The sequence below is a fragment of the Devosia sp. Root105 genome (genome assembly GCF_001424865.1).
In the GTDB taxonomy this organism is placed as follows: Bacteria; Pseudomonadota; Alphaproteobacteria; order Rhizobiales; family Devosiaceae; genus Devosia_A.
The window spans coordinates 22,963-46,295 of record NZ_LMCR01000002.1; the positions used below are offsets into that span (position 1 = coordinate 22,963).

Here is a 23,333-nt window from a genome sequence, read left to right on the forward strand (position 1 = left end):
TGAACCGACGCGCGATTTACCCACGGCACGATGGGTTTCAACGCTGCCCGTCCGACACCTCAACCAGATCCTCTCAGTCCAGCTCGAAGTACCTAAACGAACCAAAAGTCCTGCACCGTCAGCGCACTGACGGCGACGCCGCGGAGGGTGATGGAATTGCCTTCCCCCAGATCGAGATATGCGTCGGAACCCCTTTGCTCCGCATCGGCAATGACATCGGCGAACGTGAGGCCAGTCTGGTCATGGATCTCGATCACGTCACCATTCGCGCCGCCAGCGTGGATCTCAAAATCCTCGACTTCGTCGCTGCCGAAGTCCCCGCGGAACACGAACGAGTCATCGCCAACGCCACCAGTCAGCCAGTCGCCACCCCCGGCGCCGTCCAAGCGATCATCGCCATCGCCGCCGTCGAAGGTGTTCCTGATGTCATCGCCGATGATCGTGTCGGCGCCGGCGGTTCCAGAGACCGCGCCCACGTGATCGCCGAGAAGGAGGGTGGTTCTGATGGCCGTTCGGCCGCCGGCTGTTTCCGAGAACTGCCAAGCCAATGCTATGCCGCCGTCCTCCAGCACGGAGACCTCGGGCCTCCAGGCCTCATTGATCGCGTAGTCGGCAAGGAAGATTCCCGACCCCTCGGCCTGACCAAGAGAGTCAAACCGCTGGCCGCGTATCGTGCCGTCGGACAAATCACCCCAGATGACTACGAAGTCACCATCCGGAAGAGCTGCAACAGTGGGTGCGGTTTGGCTCCCCGCAAAACCTGAGCTGTTGATGCGGAAGCTCGGTCCCTCGCTCACTCCGTCCGAGCTGAACAGGCGGCCGACAATATCGGTACCGCTTCCCGCACCGAAGCCCCCGCTCTCATCCTCCCAGATCACAACGAAGCCCCCATCACGAAGGGCGGCGATTTGCGGCTCCCGCTGCGCATTTTGCAAGTATTCATGGATCTGAAGTTCGTTGCCGAACTTACTTCCGTCGGCATTGAACACTTGCCCATATACACCGAGACCGCTGCCGTCTTGGGTATTGGAGTCCCATACTACAACGAACTTTCCATCCGTCAGTTCTTGAACCTGCGGCACACGTTGCCAGTTGGTCGCAAAAGTATTGACGCGAAGCTCTGTAGTCACTGCGGAGCCGGCGGAGTCATACTTGCGAACGTAGACGCCGAAATCACTCCCATCCTGACCGTTGCTTTCCCAGGTCACGATGAAGCCGCCATCATCCGTCGCCGCCACGGTCGATCGCCGCTGATAGTCGGCCGTTGTCGTGTTAACGCGGAACTCGCCACCGGCCTTTGCACCGGTCGAGGTGTAGCGCTGCGCATAGACGCCGTCGTTGCTGCCGTCCTGCGACGTGGACGTCCACGTGACGACGAAACCACCTCCGCTCAGTCCGGCTACGTCGGCCAGCGATTGATCATTGGTGGCATAGGTGTTGACCTGGAACTCGCTGCCTAGCGCATTTCCGTCAATGTCGTATCGCCGCGCCAAGACTCCGCTCAGCGAACCGTCACGCCCATCCTGCGACCAGGCGACGATGTAGCCACCGTCCTCGAGGGCGGATATCGCGGGGTCCATCCTCCAATAATCGGCGTCCGTCGTTATGTTGCTGGCCCGCCAATACGCATTGACAAAGGAGACCGGAGACTGCGTCACCGCCTGACGAACGAAAACGGCGACCGTCGCTACCTGGACACCGCCGAACTCATCTTCGATTCTGACCGAGAAGCCATCGCCGCCAACATATGCAGGGTTGGCCGCATAAGAGTAGGTGCCATCTAAGCCAATTGAGACCGACCCGTGATCGGCATCGTCGATGATCGAATACTCAAAGATGCCGTCGTATCCGGGTGGCACGGTCAGCTGAATTTTGCCCTGGGCGGTCGAGCCGACTGGGATAGAGAGTATCCCGTCAATAGCCTGATGGATTGGTTCGACGGCCAGCACAACGTCCTGATCCGAGAATCGCGCGAACTCGATGGACGTGAGGAGATCCGTGCCCTCGTTGCCGTCGCTCGCGTTCAGATCCGTGATGGTGAAGCTACCGTCGACGTTCTCGACGATCGAGTAGTCCTGCCGTGCGCCGCTGTAGATGGCGGTATCGACACCCGAGCCGCCATCGAGCTGGTCGCTTCCGAGCCCGCCGCCGAGCACGTTGCTTCCGCTCGTCCCCAGGATTGTGTCGTTTCCGCTGCCACCTCTGAGGTTCTCGATATTGACCGCCGTCTCCGTCGTGCCGCCGGCGAACAGAACGGTTCCAGCGGTGAGGTTGGCCGTTACGCTCTCGCTTGTGTAGGTGAGCTCGAGTGTGTCGTTACCATCTCCGCCGTCAAACGTGTCGGCGCCAAGATTGCCGATAAGCAGGTCGTCGCCACCGCCGCCGAAGTAACTGTCGAGACCCGCGCCGCCATCGAGAATGTCGTCGCCATCTCCGCCGTGCAGAGCATCGTTGCCGTCTCCGCTGTTGAGCCGGTTGCTGCCCGAGCTGCCAACCAGCACATCATTGCCGGCCCCTGTGGTGGCATTCTCAATGTTTATGGCGCTCTCACTGACTCCATTGGCGAAGGTGAGCGTTCCGGATGCGAAATCGACCTGGATGTTGGATGCGTAGTAGGTCGTATCGATAGTATCGACGCCATCGCCACCGTCGAACGTGTCCGTGCCGGCATTGGCGACAAGACGGTCGTCGCCGTCTCCGCCAAAATGGCTGTCATCTCCGTCGCCGCCGTCGATGATGTCGTCGCCACCGGCGCCATTGATGGTGTCGTTGCCGCCGCCACCTCGCATAGTGTTTCCCTGGGCCGAGCCCAACAGGGTGTCGTTGCCTGCACCCGATGTGAAGTTCTCGAAGTCAATCGCGGCTTCTATCTGTCCCGTCTCAAAGCTGACGGAGCCGTTCGCCAGATCCACGGTCAGCGCTGCGCTGGTGTAATCGAAGTTCAACGAATCCTTGCCAGCCCCGCCATCGAAGCTATCGGTTCCAACACTGCCGTATATGACGTCATCGCCGTTGCCGCCGAAATGGCTGTCGTCGCCGTTCCCACCTCGAACTACGTCGTTGCCATCACCGCCGTGGACGGCATCGTTGCCATCACCCCCATCCAAGGTGTCGTTGCCGCTGGCGCCGTTGAGGTAGTCGTTCGAGCTGAAGCCGGTGATGATGTCATTGCCTGAGGTTCCAAGCAGCACCATACTCCGCAGGGTAGCGCGGCTCCACACGGTGCCGTCGGCGAATACGATCTGCTCGACGCCTCTATCGAAGTAATCGTCCAGGTTTTCGTCGAGGAAGATCGAGCCACCGTCTCCGGCCCCTGGAGTGCTTTCGGCGATCACCAGCGTGACGTCGTTTCCRTTCCGGAGGAGGCTGACGTCGTCGGGGTTGATATCGGTGAGCACGAGTTTGTCGGCACCGCCATGATTGGTCCCTTCGGCGATCGAGTCATGGCCRTCGCCGCGGGAATAGACATAGGTGTCGTTGCCGGCCTCACCGCGCAAAGTATCGTTGCCGAGGCCGCCGGTAATGGTATTGCCAGTATTGAATCCGACGATCGTGTCRTTGCCGTCGGTCGAGGCYTGCGCCAGGAGCCTCAGCCGCAAGTCCACCCGAGCCCAGGTGGTGCCGTCGGCGAATACGATCTGCTCGACGCCTCTATCGAAGTAATCGTCCAGGTTTTCGTTAAGAAGGATCGAACCACCATCTCCGGCGCCTGGGGCACTCTCGCCGATCAGCAGCGTGACGTTGTTTCCGTTTCGGACAAGGGCGACATCGTCTGGATTGATATCGGTGAGGACGACTTTGTCGGCGGCGCCTTGATTGGTCCCTTCGGTGGTCGAGTCATGGCCGTCGCCGCGGGAATAGACGTAGGTGTCGTTGCCCTCACCACCGCGCAACGTGTCATTGCCACTGCCGCCGGCCAGCATGTCCTGGCCGGTTCCGGCGTCGATCACGTCATTACCAGACCAGCCATTGATACCGCTGGCAATGTTCGGGCCGGTGAGGACATCGTCCGCCGCCGTTCCATCAACCCAGACCCTGGCCAACTGTTCGAACTCCGCCGCCAGCATAACCTGGCCATCGGCGAACACGATCTGTTCGATTGCTTCAAAGGCGTAAGAGCTCAGCTGATCGTCGAGGAGCAACCACTCTCCGGTATCGACGACCTCGATCATTAGGTCCATGTCGAAGCCAGGCTCGATCATGCGGACGAACCGCACGTCCTCCGCCGTCAGGTTTGTCAGGACGAGCCGATCGACGTCGGTGGTGTTGTTGGGGTCGGCATCGCCTTCTTCGTCAGTGACATCATTGCCCATGCCGGTGCCCCAGACATAGGTGTCGTTGCCCTCGCGCCCCACCAGAACATCGTCCCCCTTGGTTCCCTGAAGCGTGTCGTTACCCGAGGGGTCGGCAACATAGACTGCATGGTCTGCCATCAGGGCGTCCGGTACCAGCTCATCGCCCGGGCCATCGGTGACGTAGTAGCCGTCCTCAGCAACAAGTCGGGCAGCCATCTGCTGCGCGATCCCGGCAGCAACTCCGATGCTGACATAGCCATGAACAATGGCCTGTTCGTAGGCGCCGAGGTCGCTCGCCTCGTGGCGCATGATGCGCAACAAAGTGCCGGCCTGAGCAAGGGTGAGTCCCGTCTCGCTCGCCGCATCGGCCAGGATTTCTCCGACCCAATCATAGGAGCCGGCATCGTCGCCGACGGATGGGAGCATGTTGAGCGGGTGCCCCGCGATGGCCGCTTCGTACGTTGCCGCCGACGTGGCTGTCAGTTGCGCGTGCGATATCGTCGATTGCGCGAGGAACTGGGCCGCCATGGCCTCGATGATCTTCGAAGCTTCCCAGTCGAGCATCAGCGCCGCGACAGGCCCAGGGTTGGCAAGATAGGCGTAGTCGTCCTGCTGATACTGCCGGCCTAAGATCGCTTCGAGAAACGCAACTTTACGCGCGTCCATTGCAGGACCACGGCTATCCGGTTCGACGTTGGCGACGCCTGCCCAAGCGTAGACGAAGGCCTCGAACCCTGCGAGAAGACCACCAATGTCTCCCGACGCGGCCTGAGCCAAGAGCGCCGTAAACTGCGCCTTGAGTGCCGGTTGGGCGCTGAGGGCAATGAGCGTAGACGGGAGCTGTCCTGCGCCCTGGATCACCGGCAGCTTGAACACATCGGGATCGAACTGGAACCCATCGGGCACCACAGCCCTGGTCCGGATCGGATCGATTTCGAAGAATACGTCCGACACGGTTCCCGTAGAGCCGTCAGTCCGCGTGAAGCCGGATTGCCAGAGAATGCCGTGCCCGGCTACCTGCTGGTTCGTGGCGGTCGCTGACAGCGAGATCGAAGCGACGCCGAGTTCGGCCAGCGTCTTCAACTCGCCGGATTGACTCACTCCATCGCCATTTGCGTCTCGCCACAGCAATAGCTCAGCAAATGTGCTGTCCTGCGCGTCGATGATGCCGTCGTCATTGCTGTCATGCTCTGCGAGCGCCAGGAAGCCGTGGGCGAAGCCGGTCTGGTCGCCAAACAGCTCCGAGCCGTTGTCGATGCGTCCGTCGCCATCGAGATCAATCGCCAGCAATGCATCGTCGGCGGCAACCCAACCGGCAAGTTCCGTAACACCATCCGCATCGAGGTCAAAAAAGGTCCCCGAGTTCTGCAGCGCGACAAGCTCGACGCCGTCACCGTCAAGGTCGAGAACCAGGGGGGAGAGCGGCGGCAGATCGAAGAACTCGGTGAGGAGTTTTCCGAGATCACTGTCCCGCCAGTCGGCATGCAGCTTTCCGATCAGTTCGATCCCGTTGGTGAGGGCATCGTAGACACCATAGGCCGCCCAGCCGGCGGCGACGACGGAGGCGGCCAACACACCGATTTCCGCGGCGGCGGCGACGCTGAGGGCTACTACCGCAGCACTTATTACTGCCGAAGCCCCATATGTCAGTATGTTCTGCCTGAAACTGGACCAATCGTTTGTATCGAGACCGATCTTGATGGATTCATAGCTTGCATTCAGGAATTCGACGACGTCGCCAATGGCCCCGCCACCGATACCGGCAAGTATGCTCCCCATGCTGGTCGCCATGGCGCCGACGGTGGAACTCCCAAGCCCATCCAGCGAAGCGGGCAAGCGGGCCCCGAAGTCACCAGCCACCCGGTCACCGAGCCGATCCATCGAAGACATCATCCGATCGAAAACGTCGACCGGGACCGAGGCGTTCTGATCACCGACGAACTTTGTGACAAGAAGCGCGAACTCCGACTTCGCACTGGGCTGGATCGAGCCCATGTTCTTTTGAATGTCGATGGTCGCGGCGACGCCGACGGCTGAGACGTGGCTGGGTCCCTTAGAAACGCTGGCCCCTAGATCGGCAACATGGTTGTGGTACTGCGCCTCGGTCAAGTGCCCCGCGTCGTACGCCTTCTCAATCTGGTCCCTGATATTCTCGTAGCGCTCCTCGTCATTGCTCAGGCCATTGGCATCGGTAATCGTTGGATCGAAATCAGCGGTACGCTGGCTTAGTTCGGCCGGGCTGGGATCGTAGTCAACCCAAGTGCTGCCTAACGCCGCCGACCTGCTCTCAACGCCGAGGTTGGCGAAGCGCCCCTCCGATACATCGGTGAGAAACGCGTGGAGCTTCGTGAAGGCGGCCTGCCTGTCGGCAGGATCAGCGAGCATTATCGCTTCAAGTTGAGCCAGGGCAAAATCGTTGTAGCCCTTGTGACTAAGGCCAGTCTCTCGCCCGGGGGTGGACCGAGCCCCCGAAGCCAGCGTCAAGGTAAAAACTGCTGCCGCTATTTATCGATTGGCGGGCAATGGCTGCCGTTTCCGAACTGGCAAATAAGGCGATCTTGTTGCCTTTCGCTTGCTGGAAGAAGCCAGCTGCCTCCAGGGCTTGCCCCACCAGTACGTCATCGTAAGCTTTCTCGGGGATGATATGATGAACATGGAACTGCCAAAGGTAATCCACTTCCGTATCCCCAAAAATCAATCAGCTTGGTGTCAAAACCCGGCAGCGAAATAGCGGCAAGTGACTCGCCACCTTTGCGGCGCGAAGCGTCTGCGCCAGCCGGTCAGAGCAGAAAAAATGACTGCGGAATGTGTCGTCGATCCAAAGATCGGGGCCGTTCAGCGCTGCCGGGATGACTGTGACATCGTCATCCTGCGCCTCCGCTTCGATAGTTGCGACATAGGTAGTCGCAGGGTTGGGTATCCGTTCGAAGCGGGCCGAATGTTCCGGCGAGAAGTACCGGTGCACCTCTGCTATGTTAAGGAAATAGTAGCGTCCCGGAAAAGCCTCTCTGCGATTGGAGTGCAGCAACTCCACTGGATAGAGCCGCGTTTGCCCAAGGTCAAAGCCGCTCAGAACCTCGGCAAACTCTTCGGACACGGTAAGAAACCCCGCAGCACTGAAAAGGTGCGGCAGCTTGTTTCTGTCCTGTGCCGCGCGCTGAGGTCGGATCCACATCGTCGAAGGCAGTTGACCACCTTCGACGGCCACCCCTTGCCTGAATGCCTGGATAAGTGAGGCCACGGCGGGCAAATTTGTTTCGATTAGGTCGCACGTAAATCCAAACAGCAATTCGCTCTTAATATGCGATACGCTAAGCCAAACGCATGCTTCGGACGGGACGTTGTCTTTGGCGTTGTCTTCCACGTTGCTCAACACTGCTCAAATCGAGAGGCGACTATCGTCACCTAATCTTCCCCGCGAACGCCGGTGTTCCGCCAATCGACGATCGCTCTCATTGGATCATACTTCGAGGCACTCGCAAATTTCCAACCCGCAACAGCATCGCCTCATTTACCCAGCGCAGTTTGATGTATGCAGAAATAACGTGATCGAATTTCGTTTGTGTAGATCGTCGATAAGCTTCATGAGGCTGACATGCCGAAGCCAATCGGTCAACACTCAAACACATGTCCCGGGTGGGTGGCGAAGGTGCATTTCTCCATATTCAGTGTTCCGTCAAAACCCAGCAACGAACCTGCTCGCAATCTTTGCGGCGCGAAGCGCCTGCGTCAGCCGGTCGGAGCAGAAAAAATGCCTGAGCAGCGTGTCATCGATCCACAGATCTGGATCGCTCAGCGCCGCCGGGACAACTGTAACATCGTCATCCGGCAGCTCGTTTCCGACACTCCCGATATAGGAGGTCGCCGAGTTCGGCATTGCTTCGAAGCGCGTCGAGAACTCGGGCGAGAAGTACCGCCGCACCTCGGCAATACTGAGAAAATAGTACCGCCCCGGAATAGCTCTCGGCGATTGGAATGCAGCAGCTCCACAAGGCGGAGCCGGGTTTGCCCTAGCTCAAAGCCACTCAGTACCTCGGCAAACGCTTCAGATACCGTGAGCAACCCCGCAGCACTGAAAAGGTGCGGCAGCTTGCGTCGATCGTGCACGGCGCGTTGCGGGCGGATCCACATCACCGAAGGCAGTTCTCCACCGCTATCGCACCCCCTCGAGTGAACGCTTCAAGGCGCGCGACCGTGGTCGCTGAATCTTTCTGGAAGAGATCGCAGGCAAATCCGAACAACAGCTCGCTCTTAACATGCGAAATGCTAAGCCACACGCACGCGTCTGCGGGAGGGGTGTTCATTTGGGCTGCTTCTGTTCACGACCGGATCTGGAGTGCTGCGGCTCTACGAGGGCGCTCGTGACGGTTCGTCCGCTAGGCGTCGTCGCGCACCAGCTCGGTGCTTTGGCTCGATCCTGGCCGCTTGACGTTAGCGGCACGCCAGGCTCGCCACCGATCGAGCGCTGACTGCGACCTGAGCCGTATTTCGTCGACCAATATGGCGAGCCTGCCCTTCAGCGTCGCCGGCCCCATCACCGAGGTCAGGGTCAGCGTCTGGGTGGCAAAGCGGACCTTGAACGGCTCCTCACCACAGAGGAAATCCACCATCTCGAGTCCCTGGTCGATCGACCACTGAACATAATCCATCAGCAGCACCATCCCGGGCGAACCGCGCTCGAAGCTCGGATCGTAGCTGGTGAGAAACGCCATCAGGGTGCCGCGCTGCACGAAATTGACCGAAATGGCGACGGTGGTCCCCGCGCATTCGATGACGAAAATCCTGAGCGCGCCGGCCTTCGCCAGCACCTCGACCAATGCCGGCAGCGCCGGAGCGCCAGCGTCGAACAGCGGCGCAACGCGGCCGTTCCCCGCCAGCCACTGCCGCTTCAGTTCGCCGAGCCGCGCCAGCACCGGGCCCGCGGGCTCGTCGAGCGGCAGCAGGCGGAACACCACCTTGCCACTCTCCTCCAGTGCCTTGCGCCCGCGCCGGTAGTTCTGCCGGGTTTTCTTCGACTGCGCCTCGAACCACTGGGCCCCCGTCGCCCAGTCCCCCGCGACCTGCGAGCAGATTTCGGTGCGGCGATTGGCGGGTAGGCTCAGGCCACCGGGTGCATCGAGCAGGGCGCGGAACTTCGCGTCCGGCCGCAGCCGGTTGAGGAAGTAGAGGTCGAACCCGCCGGCAGCGACCACCTGCCGCCACAGCTGGCTGAGCGCGGCGGGCGGGCAGCGCGGGTGGATCAGCACATCGGCATAGTCGCTGCAGTCATTGGCCGCCCATTCGAGGAATCTGAGGCCTTTGCGGCGCTGGATGGCCAGCGGCAGGATAGCCATCAGCTCGTCGCCGCGCCAGATCAGCCCGATCCGCAGCTGTCGGCCGTCCCGGTTCGGCACGGTCCTCCACCAGGCCGCAACCCAGTCGTGGCTCTGAAAGATCAGTCCATCGCCGCGCCGCCACAGGGCGTTCCAGGCAGCGCCGATTTCGGCCAGGCGGGCATCGCTCTCGACAATCTCGAGGCGATAGTCCTCGAAACGATCATCGAGGCGCACCATGGGAGCATGGACGTTCATGGCTGTGTGGGTTCCGAAGGGGGCGGAGTGATCGGTGCGGGGCGCCGGCCGAACCAGCGCGCGACATGGCCGGCCATCTTCTTGAGCGGCAGCAGATAGAGCCCGAACAACGACTGGTAGTCGTCCTTGTCGCGATCGAGCAGCCCGAACTTCATCTCTTCGTCGGGGTCGGGAACATAGGCCGTGCCGAACATCCGATCCCAGATCGACAGCAGGAGGCCGAAATTCTTGTCGTAGTGACGCGGGTCGGCGCTGTGGTGCAACTGATGCCAGTGCGGCGACAGGATGTAGTTATCGAGCGGCCCGAACGAGATTTTGTAGTGGGTGTGCCGGACGAAATCCATCATCAGCAGGTTGCGCATAGCATAGACATTGATGCCGAACACGGTGAGCTCGACCGGATCGAGCGCAATAATGCTCCACACCCCGAAACAGATGCCGGGAATGAGCCCATCCCACACCCGGTTCATCAGGTCGTCGAGCGGATGGACGCGGTCCTTGGTAATGCCCACCAGCACTTCGGCCGAGTGGTGCACCTTGTGCAGCTCCCACAGGAACGGCACCTTGTGCTGCGCGACGTGGTACAAATAGTACGAGATGTCGTAGGCGATCAGCATCGAGCCGGTGAACAGCACCAGCACCCACCAGGGTGTCGGGCCCTCGAGCAGGGGGCCGTGGATCTGGAAGATCCAGCTGATCAGCTGGTTGGTACCGTAGCCGACCAGCGCGATGAAGACGATGCCGGTGGGGATCAGCAGCAGCGGCATCAGCAGGCGCTTGGTGATGTAGAACAGCAGGTCAGCGCGCGCCGAGGGATGCATGATCACCTCCTTGGGCAGCGCGAAGCTGAAGAAATCGCCGAACGATTTGTCCTCTACCGTCCGCCAATAGGCGACGAGGGCGCTGACGAAGGCCGTCGCGAACAGGATGAGCAGCGTGATGCCGTTCTCGCCGCTTACGGCGTTGACGAGCTTGGTGGTTACCAAATCGACGATGTCAGAAATCATCGCGGCCTCGAGAGGATCCAGATACTGGGGCCAAGATGCCAGAGCGGGGCCGCGGATGCCTGCTCCTACTCGAATCGTCCTTAATATGGGGCGGCCCCGCAGCTAAGCCTGGACAGGCTTTTCCGGCGCGGCCTTGATGCCGTTGGCATTGTAGGCGAGCACCAGGACGATCATCATCATGACGATCGGGGTCTTGGACGAAAATGTGTTGTTGGAAAGCGCCGCCAGCAGCGTCGCCGCCACGCCGATCCAGGCGGCGAGCGGGGCATGGCGCAACATGCGCAGCAGCATCCAGATCACCAGCCAGGCAAACAGCAGCGCCACCGGCAGGCCGAACAGCAGCACGATGACGACCTGAGCGCTCTCGATCGTCGGCATATGGAGCTTTTCGGTGACGATCCTGATGAGCTCCTTGCCGTCCATGCCGAACATGACCTGCTCGAAGCTCACATATTTGAACACGTCATAGATGCTCACCCGAACGAAGAAGTTCTCGTCGAACAGGGTGCTGGTGAAGCGGCTGAGCAGGCCCGCCGAAAGCAGGATGCCGGTCAGCACCGCACCACCCGCAGCTGCAGCGAGCAAGACGAACAGCTTGGCCTGCCGCTGGTGGCGTTGGGACAGACGGGGCCACGGCACCACAATGATGAGGGCGAAGATCTCGACGACGGTCACCAGCAGCGCCATGCGCGCGCCGGAGGCCGCGGCTCCGATAAACAGCACGATGATGCAGGCGACACGGATCCAGACGCGCCAATTGGTCAGCGCCACGAAACCCACGGCAATGGCGCAGGTGGTGCCGAGCGCCAGCGGGTGCTCGGAGAGACCGACTGGCCGGAACCCCAGCTCCACGGCATCGTAAGGCATGATCCGCTGCTGCGTCAGCGCCTCGAGGGTCCCGAGGGCGGCGCTGAGGATGAGCAGGCCCAGGGTGACGTCGCCGAGCAGCCGGCGCGACGTCGGGTTCAGCGCCAGCATGATCAAGCCAGCCCCGCCGGTCACCAGATAGGTATCGATCAGGACGACCGACGAGCCTGCCCGCCCGGTAACGAACATGAACAGCACCAGCAGCAGCATCAGCCCGCTGTAGCGCACCAGGGCCCGAAACTTGCCGATCTCGTCGCCGCGCAGCAGGAACGGCCGGCTGAACAGCACGACCGGCAGCAGGAACAGCACGGCATAGGTGCCGAAATGCAGCTTCTCGTAAAACGGCCCGGCTTCCGTGGTGTAGGCGACGACCCGGTTCATCAGCTGCGACGACACGGCGAAGCGGGCGATGAATGCCGCGGCGACGCAGAAGAAGAACAGCAGCGACACCGCGTTCTGCTGGCGCGCGGCATCTGTCGGCGATCTGTCAAACCCGGCCGACGTAGAACTCATTGGGGCATCCGGCTGGATCAGGTGCAGCCGCCGGGCACATTGGCGACGATGCCAAGGCTAGTTCAGCTTCGGAAATGCGGCGTTAAGATCGGTCGTATCGCTGTATGCATCGGCGCGCGCTCGTGAGCGGCCGCCTCTGCCGGCAGGTGATTGTCGGATTTTTCCAATCCCCTCGCGGCGCCTCCCCGTAGCCTTATCCCATCAGACAAGCGTGGAGATGAGAGATGAACCGCCGTCAGTTTTCCAAGGCCCTCGCAGCCTCAGCCCTGCTCGCTGCCTTCACAGCCAAAGCCGCTCATTCAGAGGAGACGACCACCATGACCAATCCGACCGCTTTCGAAATCGCCATCCCGGATGCCCAGCTCGCCGACCTGAAGTATCGGCTCCAGCACACCCGCTGGCCCGATCAACCTGAAGATGCGGGCTGGTCCATCGGGACCAATCTCGACTATCTCAAGCAACTGACCGACTACTGGATCAACGACTATGACTGGCGGCGCGCCGAGGCCGGGCTCAACGCGCTCGGCAACTTCAAGGTCGCACTCGACGGCATGGACCTGCATTTCGTCCACCGTCCCTCGAGCAACCCGAACGCGACCCCACTGCTGCTGCTGCACGGCTGGCCGGATTCGTTCTTCCGCTATCACCGGGTGATCGAGCGGCTGTCCGAGGATTTCCACGTTGTGGTCCCGTCGATTCCGGGGACCGGGTTCTCCGGCAGGACGGCCCTGCCGATGGACAAGGTCGCCGATCTCTTCGCTCGCCTGATGACCGAGACGCTCGGCTACGGCAAGTTCATCGCTGCCGGCGGCGATGGCGGCTCGATCATCTCCATGTCGCTGGCCCAGCGACACCCGGAGGTGCTGCTCGGCTATCACGTGACCGATGTCGGCTATCCCGACCACACCACCGACTTCGCGGCGCTGACCCCGCCGGAGCAGGCCTATGCCGGCGCCATCCAGCAGTGGTTCTTCGCGCATGGCGCCTTCAACCTGGTGCATGCCACCAAGCCGCAGAGCCTGGCGTTCGCGATGAACGACTCGCCGGTGGGGCTCGCGGCGTGGATCATGAGCTTCATGGCCGGCATGGGCGTCGGCGACGAGGCGGATGAACGCTTCGGTCGCGACGAGCTGATCACCAACATCATGATCTACTGGCTGACCGAGACCGCCGCGTCGTCGTTCCGGATCTACAGCCAGAACGCCATGCAGCCGCCGACCATCAAGGGCGCGAACACCGGAGTTCCGGTGGCGGTGGCGACGGAGGTTCCGATCCCCGGCGGCGTGCGCCTGCCGCGCGAATGGGCCGATCGTCAGACCGCCGGCAATGTGGTGCAGTTCCACGACATGCAGAAAGCCGGGCACTTCGCGGCCTGGGAGGATCCGGAATTCTTCGCCGGCGACCTCCGCGAGTTCGCAACGCTGCTCAAGCGCTGATCGCAGGGGCAAGGTCACGCAAGAGCGCCGGTTGGCTTTCCGCCGGCGCTCAAGCCTATGAACCGGAGGCGAAGCTGATCGACGCCCGCGCGCGCAGAAAGCCGGCGGTCCGCCAGGACGTCTGAACAATTGGAAATCGAGGTAATTCGCCTGAGCTGGCAGCCCTTGCCGGACGATTTCAGGACGCCAATGGACGGTCCTGGAAAACCGGGGATTTGGTGGAGCCAATCGGAATCGAACCGACGACCTCTTGCATGCCATGCAAGCGCTCTCCCAACTGAGCTATGGCCCCATCAACGATCCGTGGATCACATCCGGTGGCACGATCGTATCGTGCCTTTGGGTATGCGCCGCGGCGGTCTCCCGTCGAAGCGCGGTGCTATCTACCCACGTCACCTCTCGCATGCAAGCGGTATTTCGTGGGCTCTGCGCGGTGGGGAAAAGTTCTCGACTTTCGCACCCAAACCCGCGCCGGAGGGGGCCGGGTTTAGCGCTCGTCCCCACCGCCGCCGACGTCGAAGTCGAGGTTCTCGTCCTCGTCTTCATCCTCTTCGAGGAACACGTCGCTGTCGTCATCGCCGATGTCTTCGACGTCTTCGACGTCCTCGACATCAGGGATCTCTTCACCGTCATCGGCGCCGGCCTCTTCGGCGTCGGCATCCTCGAGCGAGACGATCTCGGGCGCGCCGGGCTCGGCCGCTTCCTCGACTTCCGTCTCTTCCTCTTCATCCTCGTCTTCGCGAGCAACTGCGGCCTTGGCACGCACCGCCGCTACGGCGTTCTGCTCGAAATAGGAGCGCGGATAGGACTTGCCGGTATAAGGCGAGACGATCGGATCCTTATTCAGGTCGTAGAACTTCTTGCCGGTATCGGGATCTTCCCGTTTCGTACCGCGTTCGTCGTTGGCCAATTGCTTCCTCGTATAGAAAGGCGGGGCCACCCGCAGGGAAACGTCCGGTTAGGGTGAAAGTTTCGCCCTGTCAAACCGAAAGTGCGGCGGCACTCGACCGATCTCTGGGGGTAGCGTCGTGGCATGCTGGCAGCCCGCCCGGCCAGCGTGATAGGCAGGGCCGCGAACAGCCTGGGTGCGGAGGGGCAATGATCATTGCGATGGATGGGCCGGCGGCATCCGGCAAAGGCACGCTGGCGGCCGGTCTTGCCCGGCACTATGGCCTGCCGCACCTCGACACCGGGCTGCTCTATCGCGCCGTTGGCCTTGCCGTCGCCGACCATCTGGGTAAGTCCGATTTCGAGGCCTATGCCATCGCCGCGGCCCGTGCGCTGGATGCCGCACACCTGAGCGACGTCGACAAGCTGACAAGCGCCGAAGCCGGCGTTCTTGCCTCGCACGTCGCAGTGATCAACGACGTGCGCCTCGCGATGCGGCAGTATCAGCGCGACTATGCCCACCAGCCAGGCGGCGCGGTGATCGACGGCCGCGACATCGGCACGGTGGTCTGTCCCGATGCCGATGTGAAGCTGTTCATCGTCGCCGACAGCAAGGCCCGCATGGAGCGCCGCGCCCGCCAGCTCGAAGCCAAGGGGCAGGTGGTTGATCGTTACGCCCTCTATCACCAGATAGAGCAGCGGGACGCGCGGGACCGAGCGAATCCACACGGCGGCTTCTACCAGGCGCCCGATGCCCACTTGCTGGACACCACGCTCTTGGGTATAGAGGCCGCACTCCGCGCAGCCGTCGCCATTGTCGACGGGGTCATGGCGCGCAAGGCGTAGCTTCGGCGACCACCAAGTCCGGGCTGCTAAACCAAACCTTGCGGCTTTCGTCCCCCGGCATGTTCCAAGAGCCGGCAGCGGAAAACCATCCTAACCCCACATGGCTCGCGCGCCAGCGCACCGGATCGCCTTTTCATGGCGATTGGCAACCGGGCCTTTCACCTCAAGCCACCGGGCGCATTGGAGAAGTCGTTTGGCAGTTCAAACTGTTACCAAGGAAGATTTCGAATCCCTGCTGCTGGACTCGTTCCTCGAGAACGAGCCGCTGGAAGGGACCGTGGTCAAGGGCACCGTCGTGGCGATCGAGAAGGATCTCGCCATCATCGACGTCGGCCTGAAGACCGAAGGCCGCATCGCGCTGAAGGAATTCGGCGCCGCCGGCCGTGACGGCACCATCAAGGTCGGTTCGCTCGTCGAAGTCTATGTCGATCGCGTCGAGAACGCCGTCGGCGAGGCCGTGCTGTCGCGCGAGAAGGCTCGCCGCGAAGAGAGCTGGGTCAAGCTCGAAGAGATGTACAACGCCAACCAGCGCGTCGAAGGCATCATCTTCAACCAGGTCAAGGGCGGCTTCACTGTCGACCTCGAAGGCGCTGTTGCCTTCCTGCCGCGCTCGCAGGTGGATATCCGCCCGATCCGCGACATCGGCCCGCTGATGAATGTGCCGCAGCCGTTCCAGATCCTGAAGATGGACAAGCGCCGCGGCAACATCGTCGTGTCGCGTCGTGCGATCCTCGAAGAGAGCCGCGCTGAGCAGCGCTCCGAGATCGTCCAGCAGCTCGAGGAAGGCCAGGTCGTCGACGGCGTGGTCAAGAACATCACCGATTACGGTGCGTTCGTCGACCTCGGCGGTATCGATGGTCTGCTGCACGTCACCGACATTGCCTGGCGCCGGGTCAATCACCCGTCCGAAGTGCTGTCGATCGGCGAGACCATCAAGGTGCAGATCGTCCGCATCAACCACGAGAGCCACCGTATCTCGCTGGGCATGAAGCAGCTGCAGGCCGATCCGTGGGATGGCATTGCCGCCAAGTATCCGGTCGGCGCCAAGTTCACCGGCCGCGTGACCAACATCACCGACTACGGTGCGTTCGTCGAGCTGGAGCCGGGCATCGAAGGCCTGATCCACGTGTCCGAGATGAGCTGGACCAAGAAGAACGTCCACCCGGGCAAGATCGTTTCGACCTCGCAGGAAGTCGAAGTGATGGTGCTCGAGGTCGATCCCGAGAAGCGCCGTATCTCGCTGGGCCTCAAGCAGACGCTTGCCAACCCGTGGGAAACCTTCGCCGACAAGTACCCCTCGGGTACCGTTGTCGAGGGCGAGGTCAAGAACAAGACCGAGTTCGGTCTGTTCATTGGTCTCGATGGCGATGTCGACGGCATGGTCCACCTCTCCGACCTCGACTGGCAGAAGCCGGGTGAGCAGGCTCTCGAGGCCTACAACCGTGGCGACATCGTCCAGGCCAAGGTGCTTGACGTCGACGTCGAGAAGGAGCGCATCTCGCTCGGCATCAAGCAGCTGGCAGTCGGCGAAGTGGCCGATGCTGGCGGCGACGGCGTCCGCAAGGGCTCGGTGGTGACCGGCACGGTGACCGAGGTCAACGATGGCGGCATCGAAGTGCGCATCAACGACACCGAGATGACCGCCTTCATCCGTCGCGCCGATCTGTCGCGTGACCGCAACGACCAGCGTCCGGAGCGTTTCAGCAAGGGCGAGAAGGTCGACGCGCGCGTCACCCAGTACGATCGCAAGACCCAGCGCATCCAGCTCTCCATCAAGGCGCTTGAAATCGCCGAGGAGAAGGAAGCCGTGGCCGCCTATGGTTCGTCGGACTCGGGCGCTTCGCTCGGCGACATCCTGGGCGCCGCCCTCAAGGGCCGCGACGAGAAGTAAGCGTTTCCGCGGGGTGCTTCGGCACCCCGCGGGTCTGCATCTGTTTGATTTGGTCGCGCTTTCGAACCGGAAAAGTCTGCAACTTTTCCTGAAAGCGCTCCGGAGGGCTCGCACCGACAGGTGCGGGCCCTTTGTTTGGGGGAAACGATGCTTTTGAAGGATGTCGCCTGGCGCGCCATGACCAGCTATGACCTGCCGGCCGTGCAGGGCATTGCCGATACCGTGCATGTCGATTTCTTCGAAACGCCCGAGGTGCTGGCCGAGCGCCTGAAGCTCTACCGGCACGGCTGCTACCTGCTCGAGATCGGCGACAAGCCGGCCGGCTACGTGCTGAGCCACCCCTGGCTCTATGGCACGCTGCCGCCGCTCAACACGCTGCTGAAGGCGCTGCCGGCCGAGCCCGATACCTATTACCTGCACGATCTCTGCCTCTTGCCGGTCACCCGCCGGGTCGGCGCAGCGTCCAAGATCGTCGAGGCGCTGGTCAAGCACGCCAACGCCGAGGGCTACCCCACCATGACGCTGGTCGCGGTGAACGGCTCGATCCCGTTCTGGCAACGCCACGGCTTCGAGGTGACCGAGGTTCCTGAGCTCTACGGCAAGCTGCTGAGCTACGAGGCAGAGGCGCGGTACATGGTGCGCACGCTCGATTGACCGCTCACTGGAACGTCCGGTAGCTGCCATCGTCGCCGCGGCGGAGGCCGAGGTCTTCGAGTTCGCTGCCGCGCATGCCGTCGAGATAGGCGCCGTCGGAACGGCCGCGGCCGAGACCGCCGAACACGCCGGCGATGGCGACGAGCACGTGCCGGGCGAGCGCTGCGGCATTGTTACGGGCCTTGGGCTGGTAGAGCATTTGTCCGTCTCCTCGGATCTGATGCGCTGATCATCGCCCCGAGCGGCCCGGCAGTCCTTGGGGCAATCCTGAAGAGTTCTGAAGCAGTCCTGATCGACCTGAATCAGGGGATCAGGCTATGATCACACAATGGAAAAACGCTTTGGCGACTACCGGATCCGGCCGCGTGAACGCGAGCTCATCGGCCCCGACGGGTTGATCGAGCTTTCGGGCCGTTCCTTCGACCTGCTCGAGGCGCTGCTGACCCGGCCCAACCAGTTGCTCGACAAGGCGGCCCTGTTCGACGCGGTGTGGCCCGGCGTGGTGGTCGAGGAGAATACGCTCCAGGTTCACATGTCGGCGCTGCGCAAAGCGCTGGGCCCCGGCTTCATCGCCACCGTGCACGGTCGCGGCTACAAATATGTCGGCCCCGAGCCGGTCGAGGATGAGGAGCCGATGCGATCGCTCGCCGCCGGCGCCGACGGCAATCTCGGCCGCTATCGTGCCGACTGCGTGGCGCGCGAAACTGAAATCGCCGCGGTGGCGCGCCTGCTCGACCAGCACCGACTGGTCAGCATTCTCGGCCCCGGCGGGGTCGGTAAGACCACGCTGGCGGTCGCGGTGGCCGAGACGCTCGGTCGCGTCGATGGCGGCGTCTGGATGGTCGACCTTGCTTCGCTCGGCAGCGGCGAGTTCATCGAGAGCGTCTTGATCCAGACCCTCGCCGTGCCGTTCCGCGCCGGCAGCCGCTCGCTCGAGTCGATTGTCGAGTATCTGAGGCCCACCGAAGCGGTGCTGATCTTCGACAATTGCGAGCATGTGCGCGGCGCCGCGGCCCGCGTCATTCGCACCTTGCTGGCCGAAGTGCCTGATATCCGCATCCTTGCGACCTCGCAGGTGCCGCTCGCCTTGCCCGAGGAACATGTCTTCAAGCTCTTGCCTTTCGCCGTCACCGGCGAAGGCGAGCTCGTAGACGCCGCCTCGGCGCAGTTCCTCGCCTATTGCTATGAGGCGTTCGGCGAAAAGCTCTCCGCCGACGAACTGCCGATCGTCGCCCGGCTCTGCCGTCGCCTCGATGGGGTGGCGCTGGCGCTGAAGATGGCAGCCGCCCGCGCCGCCACCGTCGGTATCGAGACCGTCGATCGCCAGCTCGAGCAGCAGCTGGCGAGCCTCGAGGCCGATTGGGACCCGGCGCTGCCGCGCCACCGTTCCCTCGCCGCCTCGCTGGCCTGGAGCTACGACCTGCTCGAGCCCGAAGATCAACGCACGCTGCGCGCGCTCGGGGTGTTCCAGGGCAGCTTCTCCATCCCCGCCGTCAACGCGGTGGCGGGCGAGGGGGCCGAGATGCGGGTCGCCGAACTGGTGCGCCGCTCGCTCGTCGTGCGCGACGGGCAGGACCGGGCGCGCTACCGCCTGCTCGAGTCCACTCGTCATTTCGCCCTCGACAAGCTGGCCGAGGCCGGCGAGGACGTCATCACCCGCGACCGCCATGCCGCCTATATTCGCGACCTGTTCGCCGACAGCGTGCTGCGCTGGGAGGTGCTGCCCGACGAGCGCTGGGACCAGATCTACCGCCCGGACGGTGACAACCTCCGCGCTGCCCTCGCCTGGACCAAGACCCGCGCCGACTGGCCGACTTATGTCGAGATCGCCGCCGGCTCCTACCGCTACTTCATGGAAGAGCAGCTCGGCGCCGAAGGGCTCGCGACCATCGAGGCCGGCATGTCGCTGGTCGGCGCCGTGCCGCCCGAAACCGCCGCGCGGCTGCAACTGGCCCTGGGCGAGATCGGCCGCTACAACGCCATGGACGTCCGCGCCTATCAGGGACTGGAGCCGGCGCTCGACTGGTTCCGCCAGAGCGATGATCGGTTGCGCTACACCCAGGCGCTGGTGCTTACCGCTTGGATCACCATCTTCTTCCACCATCAGGGCGATGCCGAGCCGCTGGTCGCCGAGCTCGAAACGCTGATCGCCGACATGCCGCCCAGCAAGGTCAAATCCTGGGCGCTGGTGGGCATCGGCACCCAGGCCTGGACCCGCGGTGACACCATGTCGGGGCTCGCCCGCGCCGAAGCCGGGCTTGCCATGCATCTCGATGTCGGCAATCCCAAGGGCCGCTTCCGCTCGGTGATGAACCTCGCCGAGATGCTGCACAAGGGCGGCGACACGGTTCGCGCCCTGTCGCTCTCCAATCAGATTATGCCCGAATTGCGAGCCGCCGGCCGCAGCCTGCTGCTCGGCTTCCATCTCAACAACAACGCCGCCTACCGCATGGCGCTCGGCGATTTCGACGGTGCGGTCGCCCCTCTCTACGAAGCGGCCGAGATCGTGCCGCGCGATGGCGGCCAGTGGCACTGGTGCCTGTTGCAGAACGCCGCGGAGCTGCTTGCGACGCGCGGCGCCTTCGATGTCGCGGCGCTCCTCGTCGGCTTCACCGACAAGAGTTTCGAGGGCTGGATCGATGGTCGCCAGGCCACCGAGGAAATGCAGCGTAACCGGCTCTCCGGCACCCTCGAGGCCGCGCTGGGCCGAGCCGAACGCGACCGCCTGCTGCAGCAGGGCAGGGCGCTGACCCTGTTCGAGGCCGATCACCTCGCCGGCTTCATCAAGACCGAGCGGCAGCGGCTGAAGGTGTAGGGCTCGCTATCCGCGGGGCAATGACCCTTCCCCACCCACTGTGTGATCCCGTCCCCACCCACCGGGTCATTCCCGCGAAAGCGGGAACCTCTGTTTTCTTGGCTTGCCGCACGATCGCAAACGGAGTTCCCCGCTTTCGCGGGGATGACACCGAGTTTGGAGGACTTTCAGAGCCTCGGCCCGCAACCCTTCTCCGCCTTGCATTTGCCGCCGCCCGCGGGTTACCTCGCTCCAATCCTGCATGAGGCCCCGATGACCGACACTCCCGGCGATAGCGCGCACCTGATCCCCGCCAATGCCCGGCTGCGCCGGTCACGCCGGCTGTGGCGGGTGCTGTTCTTCCTAGCGCTCGCTGCTGCCGTCCTGGCCATTGTCGGCCGCTTCGCCATGGAGCAGGGCGGCCCCGGCGACCGCATTGCCCGGGTCAGCATTACCGGCACCATCATGACCGATCCGGCTCGCCTCAAGATCCTCGACAAGCTCGCCGAGGACGATGCGGTGAAAGCCGTGATCGTCGCCATCAATTCTCCCGGCGGCACCACGGCGGGCGGTGAGGAACTCTACGAGGCGCTTGGGGCGCTGCGCGCCAAAAAACCGGTGGTCGCGGTGATCAGCGAGCTCGGCGCTTCGGCCGCCTATATGACCGCCATCGCCTCCGACCGCATCTTCGCCCGCCGGCTGTCGATCGTCGGCTCGATCGGCGTGCTCTATCAGCATGTCGATGCCGGCAAGCTGCTGAACACCATCGGGGTCAACTTCGACAAGGTGCAGACCGGCCCGCTCAAGGCCGAGCCCGACTTCAACGAACCGATGCAGGGCGAGGTCCGCGCCTCGCTGCAGGCGCTGGTCAACGATTCGTTCGAATGGTTTGTCGATATCGTTGCCGAACGCCGCGCCATCCCACGGCCTGAAACGCTGGCGCTGGCTGATGGCCGCATCATCACCGGGCGCCAGGGCGTCGAGAGCAAGCTGATCGACGCGATCGGCGGCGAAGCCGAGGCCATTACTTGGCTCGAGAGCGACAAAGCCATTGTCGCCGACCTGCCGGTGGTCGATTACTTTCCGTTGCCGGCCGAAGGTTGGTTCGGCGTAACCCGCTGGCTCGGCCAGAGCGCTGCCGAAGTGATGCGTTCGAGCGTCGACGGGGCGATGTCCCTTGACGGTTTGGTCTCGCTTTGGCAGGCTAACCCATCGATGTGAACCCCATCGACCCGTGGAGTGCGCCGGGGGGCGGTATGATCAAGTCCGAACTCGTGCAGCGACTGTCCGACGAGAATCCGCATCTGTTTCAGCGCGATATCGAGAACATCGTGAACGCTATCCTCGATGAGGTCGGCGACGCGATGGCCCGTGGTGACCGCGTCGAGCTGCGCGGCTTCGGTGCCTTCTCGGTCAAGAACCGGCCGGCGCGTGTCGGCCGCAACCCCAGGACCGGCGAAACCGTCGATGTGGGCGAGAAGTACGTGCCGCAGTTCAAGGCCGGCAAGGAAATCCGTGAGCGGATCAATCGCGCGGGATGATGTCTGGCATTTCCGATGATTAGACGCATTGTCGGCTGGTTCGTGCTGGTGCCGCTTTGCGCGGTGCTGATTGTGTTCGCCCTGGCCAACCGCCAGCTGGTGGTGGTGAACTTCAACCCCTTCGCGCCGGTCGAAGCCTTGAGCTCGCCGGGTGTCGGCGTGCCGCTGTTCCTGGTGCTGTTTGCCGTGCTGCTGGTCGGCGTGTTGCTCGGCGGCGTCGCCACCTGGTTCGCCCAGGGGCCGCATCGCCGCGACGAGCGCCACTTCAAGCGCGAGACCGAACGCTTGCATCGCGAGCTGGAGGTTGCCCGCCGCTCGCCCGAACCCCCGGCGCTTGGCGCCGAAGATTTCGTTCCCAACTGATCCAAGGCACATGTCCGACCCCCTCATCGTCAAGATCTGCGGCATCAGGACCCCGGCACTGCTCGACGCAGCCATCGACGCCGGCGCCGACATCGTCGGCTTCATGCATTTCGAGCGCAGCCCCCGGCATGTCGATCTCGAGACGCTGCAGGAACTGATCTCGGCGGCACGTGGCCGGATCGAGACCTGCGTCGTCCTGGTCAATCCGGACAATTCCTCGGTCATGGAAATTGCCGCTTTGTCGCCCGACTGGATCCAGCTGCATGGCCCTGAGACGCCGCATCGCGTCGAAGCGATCCGCGACGAAGCCGGCATCGCCATCATGAAGGCCATCGGCATCAGCACGGCCGAGGATGTGGCGCATGTTGCCGACTTCGCCGATATCGCCGATCGCATCCTGCTCGACGCCAAGGCGCCCAAGGGGGCCGATCGCAGCGGCGGGCATGGCGTGCCGTTCGACTGGAGCCTGCTCAAGGCGCTTGACCCCAACCTTCCATTCATGCTTTCCGGGGGCCTCACGCCCGAGACGGTGGGAGAGGCAATCCGGGCCGTTCGACCGATGGCCGTCGATGTCTCCTCCGGCGTCGAAACCGCGCCCGGCGTCAAGGACGCGGCGCTGATCCGGGCTTTCATCGAGCAGGCGCGAGCCGCACACGGGTAGGAGTTCA

18 protein-coding genes and 1 tRNA gene are annotated in these 23,333 nt (G+C 63.0%); 9 read left to right on the top strand and 10 right to left on the bottom strand.

The window, feature by feature from the left end; all coding sequences use genetic code 11:
• Window positions 1–92: 92 nt before the first annotated feature.
• The 7 genes from ASC68_RS05585 to ASC68_RS05615 all read right to left on the bottom strand — a co-directional run bounded on the left by ASC68_RS05585 (window position 93) and on the right by ASC68_RS05615 (window position 12,252).
• Window positions 93–6,680 (bottom strand): calcium-binding protein, encoded by a 6,588-nt coding sequence (locus tag ASC68_RS05585; protein WP_055876130.1) that lies wholly within the window; start codon window positions 6,678–6,680, stop codon window positions 93–95.
• 46 nt (window positions 6,681–6,726) lie between these two features.
• A complete protein-coding gene (locus tag ASC68_RS05590; RefSeq protein WP_055876136.1) occupies window positions 6,727–6,972 on the bottom strand; it encodes a hypothetical protein in 246 nt (81 codons plus the stop codon).
• A 21-nt stretch (window positions 6,973–6,993) separates the two neighbouring features.
• Entirely contained in the window at window positions 6,994–7,668 is a 675-nt protein-coding gene (locus ASC68_RS05595) for a hypothetical protein (RefSeq protein WP_156384613.1), read from the bottom strand.
• Window positions 7,669–7,971: 303 nt separating this feature from the next.
• A complete protein-coding gene (locus tag ASC68_RS05600) occupies window positions 7,972–8,217 on the bottom strand; it encodes a hypothetical protein (RefSeq protein ID WP_055876144.1) in 246 nt (81 codons plus the stop codon).
• 454 nt (window positions 8,218–8,671) lie between these two features.
• Window positions 8,672–9,865 (bottom strand): GNAT family N-acetyltransferase, encoded by a 1,194-nt coding sequence (locus ASC68_RS05605; RefSeq protein ID WP_055876147.1) that lies wholly within the window; start codon window positions 9,863–9,865, stop codon window positions 8,672–8,674.
• Entirely contained in the window at window positions 9,862–10,872 is a 1,011-nt protein-coding gene (locus ASC68_RS05610; protein WP_055876150.1) for a sterol desaturase family protein, read from the bottom strand. The genes ASC68_RS05605 and ASC68_RS05610 overlap by 4 nt, the downstream gene beginning before the upstream one ends.
• A gap of 102 nt (window positions 10,873–10,974) precedes the next feature.
• A complete protein-coding gene (locus ASC68_RS05615; protein ID WP_156384614.1) occupies window positions 10,975–12,252 on the bottom strand; it encodes a VpsF family polysaccharide biosynthesis protein in 1,278 nt (425 codons plus the stop codon).
• 317 nt (window positions 12,253–12,569) lie between these two features.
• Between ASC68_RS05615 and ASC68_RS05620 the strand changes: the two genes are divergently transcribed.
• Window positions 12,570–13,688 (top strand): epoxide hydrolase family protein, encoded by a 1,119-nt coding sequence (locus tag ASC68_RS05620; protein WP_248310494.1) that lies wholly within the window; start codon window positions 12,570–12,572, stop codon window positions 13,686–13,688.
• Between the two features lie 216 nt (window positions 13,689–13,904).
• Here ASC68_RS05620 and ASC68_RS05625 read toward each other — a convergent pair.
• Both ASC68_RS05625 and ASC68_RS05630 read right to left on the bottom strand, forming a co-directional pair.
• Window positions 13,905–13,980, bottom strand: a tRNA-Ala gene (locus ASC68_RS05625).
• A 195-nt stretch (window positions 13,981–14,175) separates the two neighbouring features.
• Window positions 14,176–14,598: a TIGR02300 family protein gene (locus tag ASC68_RS05630; RefSeq protein ID WP_055876161.1), complete on the bottom strand. Its 423-nt coding sequence runs from the start codon at window positions 14,596–14,598 to the stop codon at window positions 14,176–14,178.
• 188 nt (window positions 14,599–14,786) lie between these two features.
• On the opposite strand from ASC68_RS05630, the gene ASC68_RS05635 reads away from it, so the two are divergent.
• The 3 genes from ASC68_RS05635 to ASC68_RS05645 all read left to right on the top strand — a co-directional run bounded on the left by ASC68_RS05635 (window position 14,787) and on the right by ASC68_RS05645 (window position 17,967).
• The gene (locus ASC68_RS05635; RefSeq protein ID WP_055876163.1) at window positions 14,787–15,422 is read left to right on the top strand and encodes a (d)CMP kinase; all 636 of its coding nucleotides are present in this window, start codon (window positions 14,787–14,789) and stop codon (window positions 15,420–15,422) included.
• A gap of 193 nt (window positions 15,423–15,615) precedes the next feature.
• Window positions 15,616–17,313, top strand: a complete 1,698-nt coding sequence (gene rpsA / locus ASC68_RS05640) for a 30S ribosomal protein S1 (protein ID WP_055876168.1) — start codon at window positions 15,616–15,618, stop codon at window positions 17,311–17,313.
• 147 nt (window positions 17,314–17,460) lie between these two features.
• Complete coding sequence (locus tag ASC68_RS05645) at window positions 17,461–17,967, top strand: GNAT family N-acetyltransferase (RefSeq protein WP_055876178.1); 507 nt, start codon at window positions 17,461–17,463, stop codon at window positions 17,965–17,967.
• A 4-nt stretch (window positions 17,968–17,971) separates the two neighbouring features.
• Here ASC68_RS05645 and ASC68_RS05650 read toward each other — a convergent pair whose 3' ends face one another.
• Window positions 17,972–18,166 carry a hypothetical protein gene (locus ASC68_RS05650; RefSeq protein ID WP_055876181.1) on the bottom strand — a complete coding sequence of 65 codons (195 nt, stop codon included), beginning with the start codon at window positions 18,164–18,166 and terminating at the stop codon, window positions 17,972–17,974.
• 129 nt (window positions 18,167–18,295) lie between these two features.
• Between ASC68_RS05650 and ASC68_RS05655 the strand changes: the two genes are divergently transcribed.
• The 5 genes from ASC68_RS05655 to ASC68_RS05675 all read left to right on the top strand — a co-directional run bounded on the left by ASC68_RS05655 (window position 18,296) and on the right by ASC68_RS05675 (window position 23,326).
• A complete protein-coding gene (locus tag ASC68_RS05655) occupies window positions 18,296–20,782 on the top strand; it encodes a winged helix-turn-helix domain-containing protein (RefSeq protein ID WP_055876182.1) in 2,487 nt (828 codons plus the stop codon).
• A gap of 252 nt (window positions 20,783–21,034) precedes the next feature.
• Window positions 21,035–21,982 (top strand): signal peptide peptidase SppA, encoded by a 948-nt coding sequence (gene sppA / locus ASC68_RS05660; protein WP_055876184.1) that lies wholly within the window; start codon window positions 21,035–21,037, stop codon window positions 21,980–21,982.
• 35 nt (window positions 21,983–22,017) lie between these two features.
• Window positions 22,018–22,302 carry an integration host factor subunit beta gene (locus ASC68_RS05665; protein ID WP_055876189.1) on the top strand — a complete coding sequence of 95 codons (285 nt, stop codon included), beginning with the start codon at window positions 22,018–22,020 and terminating at the stop codon, window positions 22,300–22,302.
• Between the two features lie 15 nt (window positions 22,303–22,317).
• The gene (locus ASC68_RS05670; RefSeq protein ID WP_055047554.1) at window positions 22,318–22,665 is read left to right on the top strand and encodes a lipopolysaccharide assembly protein LapA domain-containing protein; all 348 of its coding nucleotides are present in this window, start codon (window positions 22,318–22,320) and stop codon (window positions 22,663–22,665) included.
• A gap of 10 nt (window positions 22,666–22,675) precedes the next feature.
• The gene (locus ASC68_RS05675; RefSeq protein WP_055876193.1) at window positions 22,676–23,326 is read left to right on the top strand and encodes a phosphoribosylanthranilate isomerase; all 651 of its coding nucleotides are present in this window, start codon (window positions 22,676–22,678) and stop codon (window positions 23,324–23,326) included.
• Window positions 23,327–23,333 lie beyond the last annotated feature (7 nt).